4 protein-coding genes are annotated in these 6129 nt (G+C 45.0%); all 4 read right to left on the bottom strand.

Annotated features, from left to right (window positions below; translation table 11 throughout):
* Positions 1–6 precede the first annotated feature (6 nt).
* Positions 7–2670 (bottom strand): pyruvate dehydrogenase (acetyl-transferring), homodimeric type, encoded by a 2664-nt coding sequence (gene aceE / locus PSI17_RS07155; protein ID WP_273551318.1) that lies wholly within the window; start codon positions 2668–2670, stop codon positions 7–9.
* Positions 2671–2911: 241 nt separating this feature from the next.
* Positions 2912–3676 (bottom strand): pyruvate dehydrogenase complex transcriptional repressor PdhR, encoded by a 765-nt coding sequence (pdhR, locus tag PSI17_RS07160; protein ID WP_273551319.1) that lies wholly within the window; start codon positions 3674–3676, stop codon positions 2912–2914.
* Positions 3677–4712: 1036 nt separating this feature from the next.
* On the bottom strand, positions 4713–5567 hold the full coding sequence (ampE, locus tag PSI17_RS07165) for a beta-lactamase regulator AmpE (RefSeq protein ID WP_273551320.1): 855 nt from the start codon (positions 5565–5567) through the stop codon (positions 4713–4715).
* On the bottom strand, positions 5564–6115 hold the full coding sequence (ampD, locus tag PSI17_RS07170) for a 1,6-anhydro-N-acetylmuramyl-L-alanine amidase AmpD (protein ID WP_273551322.1): 552 nt from the start codon (positions 6113–6115) through the stop codon (positions 5564–5566). Before ampD ends, ampE begins: the two co-directional genes overlap by 4 nt.
* Positions 6116–6129: the final 14 nt, after the last annotated feature.

Below are 6129 nucleotides of genomic sequence, written 5' to 3' on the forward strand. Positions count from 1 at the left end.
TACCTCTTATGCCAGACGTGGGTTAACTTTTTCTGGGTTGATGTTGTATTTCTTGATCGCTTCTTCAACGACTTTCACATCAACTTCGCCACGTTTAGCCAGTTCACCCAGAGCCGCAACAACCACATAAGAAGCATCAACTTCAAAGTGATGACGCAGGTTCTCACGGCTGTCAGAACGACCGAAACCGTCAGTACCCAGTACACGGAACTCGCTTGCAGGAACAAAGTTACGCACCTGCTCTGCAAACAGCTTCATGTAGTCAGTAGAAGCAACTGCTGGCGCTTCGTTCATGATCTGAGCAACATAAGGAACACGCGGTTCTTCTGATGGATGCAGCATATTCCAACGCTCACAATCCTGGCCATCACGAGCCAGTTCAGTGAAGGAAGTCACACTGTACACATCGGAACCGACGCCGTATTCAGCAGACAGGATCTGCGCTGCTTCACGAACATGGCGCAGGATAGAACCTGAACCCAGCAACTGAACTTTACCTTTCGCGCCTTCCAGGCTTTCCAGCTTGTAGATACCCTTACGGATGCCTTCTTCAGCACCTTCCGGCATGGCTGGCATGTGGTAGTTTTCGTTCAGTGTGGTGATGTAGTAGTAGATATTCTCTTGTTTCTCACCATACATACGCTCCAAGCCATCATGCATGATAACAGCAACTTCATAAGCGAATGCAGGATCATAAGAGATACAGTTAGGAATGGTCAGGGACTGAATATGGCTGTGGCCATCTTCGTGCTGCAAACCTTCGCCGTTCAGCGTTGTACGACCAGAAGTACCACCCACCAAGAAGCCACGGGCTTGTTGGTCACCCGCCGCCCAGCACAGATCACCGATACGCTGGAATCCGAACATGGAGTAGTAGATATAGAACGGGATCATTGGCAGGTTGTTGGTGCTGTAAGACGTTGCCGCCGCCAGCCAAGATGAAGCCGCACCCAGTTCATTGATACCTTCTTGCAGGATCTGGCCTTTTGCATCTTCTTTATAGTATGCAACCTGCTCACGGTCTTGCGGAGTATACTGCTGGCCATTCGGGCTGTAGATACCGATTTGACGGAACAGACCTTCCATACCGAAGGTACGTGCTTCGTCAGCAATGATTGGCACCAAGCGATCTTTGATCGACTTGTTTTTCAGCATGACGTTCAGCGCACGAACGAAAGCAATAGTTGTAGAAATTTCTTTGGATTGTTCTTCCAGCAGAGAGCTGAATTCTCCCAGCGCTGGGATTTCCAGTTTCTCGTCGAAGTTAACGCGACGGCTTGGCAGGTAGCCACCCAGTGCATTACGGCGCTCATGCAGGTATTTAGCTTCTTCCGAGTCTTTATCGAAAGTCACGTAAGGCAGGCTGTTGATCTGCTCGTCAGATACAGGCACATTGAAACGATCACGGAAGTGGCGAACGCCTTCCATGTTCATTTTCTTGACCTGATGGGCAATGTTTTTACCTTCAGCGGTATCACCCATGCCGTAACCTTTGATGGTCTGAGCCAGGATTACCGTTGGTTTACCCGTGGTATTTTGTGCTTTATTCAGTGCAGCATAAACTTTCTTCGGATCGTGGCCACCACGGTTCAGTGCCCAAATTTCGTCATCAGTCATGTCCTTGACCAATGCAGCCGTTTCAGGGTAACGGCCGAAGAAGTGTTCACGGACATAAGCGCCATCTTTGGACTTGAATGTCTGGTAGTCGCCATCCAGGGTTTCGTTCATCAATTGAACCAGTTTACCGCTGGTGTCTTTACGCAGCAGTGCGTCCCAACGCTCACCCCACAGGACTTTCAGTACCTGCCAACCAGCACCGGCGAAGATGCCTTCCAGTTCGTTAACAATTTTGCCGTTACCGGTTACTGGGCCATCCAGACGCTGCAAGTTACAGTTGATGATGAATACCAAGTTATCCAGTTTTTCACGCGTTGCGATAGTGATCGCACCTTTGGATTCTGGTTCATCCATTTCGCCGTCGCCCAAGAAAGCGTAAACGGTTTGTTTAGAGGTATCTTTCAGGCCACGATGTTCCAGATATTTCAGGAATTTAGCCTGATAAATCGCGGAGATTGGACCCAGACCCATTGAAACAGTTGGGAACTGCCAGAAGTCAGGCATCAGTTTTGGATGCGGGTAAGAAGACAGGCCATTACCACCGATTTCCTGACGGAAGTTGTTCATCTGCCCTTCAGTCAGACGACCTTCAAGGAATGCACGTGCGTAAACGCCCGGAGAAATGTGGCCCTGGAAATACACCAGATCACCGCCATCATTTTCATTACGAGCACGGAAGAAGTGGTTAAAACAAACTTCATAAACAGTCGCAGAAGACTGGAATGAAGCCATGTGACCACCCAGTTCCAGATCTTTTTTGGATGCACGCAGAACGGTCATCACGGCATTCCAGCGGATAGCAGAGCGGATACGACGCTCTAAATCCATGTTGCCAGGGTAAGCAGGCTCATCCTCAACAGGAATAGTGTTGATGTAATCGCGGCTTGCAGCACCTGCAACAACGCTAACACCGCCTTTACGAGCTTCATTCAATACCTGATCAACTAGGAACTGAGCACGCTCAACACCTTCTTCACGGATGACCGATTCGATCGCCTGTAACCAATCGCGAGTTTCGATCGGATCCACGTCATTTTTCAAAATATCTGACATGGTGTATTCCTTATCTGTTATCTATTTCTAATGGTTATTGGAGCCTATCTTCTGGTCATACCTTTTGACGAAACTGCCCGTTATGACCGGAAGATAGGCCCTGCTGTATATTGCCGCTAAAACTCTTGGATAAAGAGTCGACGAACTGTACAAACGCAGCAGTCAAGATCTGTACAGTCAAGTTTAGAACCTACCCCATTCGGGAATTTGATTTGTCTATGACGTCCCTAGGGACAGGCTCTTATTCCTGATGTTGCTGGAGCCGCCTCAATGAACGCTCACGCCGAGTATGTTCACGAGTCAGATCCAATAAAACTTCTTCAATAAAGGCCAAATGGCGATGCGAAGCCTCACGGGCTTTTTCTGGTTCTCTCGCCATGATAGAGCGAAAAATCTCAGCCCTGTGGTCACTGACAGCCGCCAGCATTTCTTTACGGGTATAGATGACGTCAAAATTGCGCCTGATATTTTGTTCTAACATTGGGATCATGCAGCGCAATAAATGCAGCAATACCACATTATGGGCAGCTTCCGTGACAACAAGCTGATATTGCAGGACAGCATCAGATTCCGCATTCACATCGCCGCTTTGCTGTGCGACTTGAATGGCAAGATGGCTTTGTTCAATGCGCTTGAAATCCTCATCGGTTCCCCTAAGGGCGGCATAATAAGCAGCAATCCCCTCTAACGCATGGCGTGCTTCAAGGAGATCGAACTGGGATTCTTGATTCTCTGCAATAAGTTGGGCAAGCGGGTCGCTGAAACTCTGCCACAGATTGTTCTGTACGAAAGTTCCTCCCCCTTGACGACGGAAAAGAAAGCCTTTGGCTTCCAATTTTTGAATAGCTTCGCGCAATGAAGGACGGGATACTTCAAACTGTTTTGCCAGCTCACGCTCAGGCAGCAGTTTTTCTCCCGGGCGCAGCGAGCCTTCGAGGATGAGCTGTTCAAGACGCTGCTCAATCACATCTGATAACTTTGGTTGGCGAATCTTGCTATAGGCCATATCTGCTGTAAGCCATTCAATGAGTCAATGTTGCTTCGGACTATGTTTACTCAACTATGTCCTATTCAACTAAGCCCTACTCAACTAAGCGTTAGTGACTAAACCTGAGTAACTAAACTCTGGCTAACGGGTCAAAGTCAATTGGTAATACCAATTTAGAATACAGGGTCTTAAAGTAACAAAGTATTCACTAGCTGTCTATAAAGACCTTGAGCTAAATCATAAAAATCTGCAAATTTTAACAAAATATTTTAAATTTTATTAGAAAATTATAACCAAAGAGTACTTTTTAGGCAGGCAATCTGATGGCCTTTAACGTTCATATAACGCATAGATGAGAAAAATCAATCATTAGCCATTTTTAAAATATATACCTTATAAACGTCAAGTTGCAGCTTTCAAGACGAAAGCAGCTTATTATCTCCCGCAGCATAGAGAAATAATAAATATATCTTGATAGCACGACGAGTATAGCAATCAATAAATCAAATATTATTTAATTAAATCTATACAAACATATACTCATAATTAACGCCATAAAAAATTCCCAATAACAACATTTCATTGCCATAACCGGGAATTAGCCACGAATAAATCTGACTTTATCATTGTTAATGACGAGTAATAACGTCAACCACAAACAATATACAGTATAACTTTTAAGTGTAATATAAAGATGGGAAGCATAGCACTTATCATCTTGTGCATCATCATTTTTCATTATTTTATCCTCAAATGATAACTCCCTTATCTTTAAATTAGTACATTCCCACAGAATATAAAAATATCTCCTAAAATAAAAAATCGCCCGTGATAATTTAATAAGAATTATTTAATATTGATGCCACAAATAACAAATATGCTCGTCGTACCTCAAGTTACATTTATTATCTCTCCGCGACGCGGGGAGATAATAAGCTGTTTTCGTCTTGCGAGTTGTATCACTGCAAAGGGAACCCATTCCTGATTTAAAAGATAGGGGGTAGATGATTGCTAACACCAGCCCCCTGTCCTTCCACTGTTAAATCAATCATTGTTAAACTAATGCACCATAAATTGTTAACAATGCAACAATAATCACAATAGTAAAAGTCGCCTTTTTTGCCAATGTTACCGCAGCAACAGGCGTTTCTACCGGATTAAGATGAGGTTCTTTACTTAATGCGAATTGTGCCAATTGACTGACTACCTTGTATTGCGATGACCGAAAATCAGTGAGTGATGCAATCCAAGCGGGTAAAGCTTTCTCGCCATGCCCTAATAAAGCGTAGGTAACCCCCGCCAAACGTGCCGGGAGCCAGTCCAGCCAATGCAATATGCCGTCAACACCCGATTGCGCTCTCTGCACTGCGGTGGCATGCTGTGCCAACCAACCTTGATAAGCCCGAAGGCAGCCATATCCCATCAAAATAGCCGGACCAAATTCACCCAACACAGCCAACCAAAAAATAGGGGCAAGATAATAACGAAAATTTGTCCAGATCAATGAATTCTGTATCTCGCGCAACCGTTCATCTTTTGTAGTCTCAGGCAACGTTTCTTGAATCATCGTCAAACGAGCAAGATATTTATTCTGCTGTTCAAGATCATTTTGGCGCACAGCCTGGAGATATCCACGGTAATCATGACGCAGCCTACCTGCGCCAATACATAACAAGCTGATGATAATACCCAGCACAATGGCGGGAATACCAAAAGCAACAGAGCTGAAAATATCAATCAGTTTCCACGTCAACAAGGCGACCAGAAAGGTCATGCCCAGACTACCCCATAGTGAATGTGATCTGAGCCGGGCAAAAAATGGCGCTAAATAGCGTTCCAGTTGCCAGTGATCTCCTAGCTTAAAAACACGTTCCCATGCCAGTATTAATAATAGAATAAAGAGAGTCATCCAACTCGCTCCTTCAATAATTGACGGTAATGTTCCCAGTAAAAATAAGGCCCGGGATCCGTTTTCCTCCCCGGTGCGATATCACTGTGTCCGGTAATATTGTCACGAATATCAGGATATTGGCTAATCAGCAGCTCAGTAACTTCGGCTAACTTAGTATACTGAATTTCAGTAAATTCCTCATAATCTGTACCTTCCAGTTCAATGCCTATCGAAAAATCATTGCAGGTATCACGGTCACAGTAGCAGGAAACGCCGGCATGCCAAGCTCTTTTATTGAAAGGAACATATTGCACAATCTCTCCATCACGCCGGATTAAACAGTGGGCAGAAACACGCAAGTGTTTGATCTCACCAAAAAAAGAGTCTTCTTTAGGGTCTAGTGTTCCCATAAATAGTTGATCAATATAAGGACCGCCAAATTTACCGGGAGGTAAGCTGATATTATGAATGACCAGTAATGATGGCTTCTCACCCTCTGGGCGCAGATCACAATGTGGAGAAATAACCTTTCTCATCCCCTCAATCCACCCTTCATGCAGCTTCATTCTTTTACTCCCCC

This window comes from Xenorhabdus sp. IM139775 (assembly GCF_028598745.1).
Taxonomy (GTDB): Bacteria; Pseudomonadota; Gammaproteobacteria; order Enterobacterales; family Enterobacteriaceae; genus Xenorhabdus.

Bases quoted from the DNA above. Each gene is read 5' to 3' on its own strand.
- aceE (WP_273551318.1), bottom strand. From the start codon at position 2,670: ATGTCAGATATTTTGAAAAATGACGTGGATCCGATCGAAACTCGCGAT.
- ampD (WP_273551322.1), bottom strand. From the start codon at position 6,115: ATGAAGCTGCATGAAGGGTGGATTGAGGGGATGAGAAAGGTTATTTCT.
- pdhR (WP_273551319.1), bottom strand. From the start codon at position 3,676: ATGGCCTATAGCAAGATTCGCCAACCAAAGTTATCAGATGTGATTGAG.
- ampE (WP_273551320.1), bottom strand. From the start codon at position 5,567: ATGACTCTCTTTATTCTATTATTAATACTGGCATGGGAACGTGTTTTT.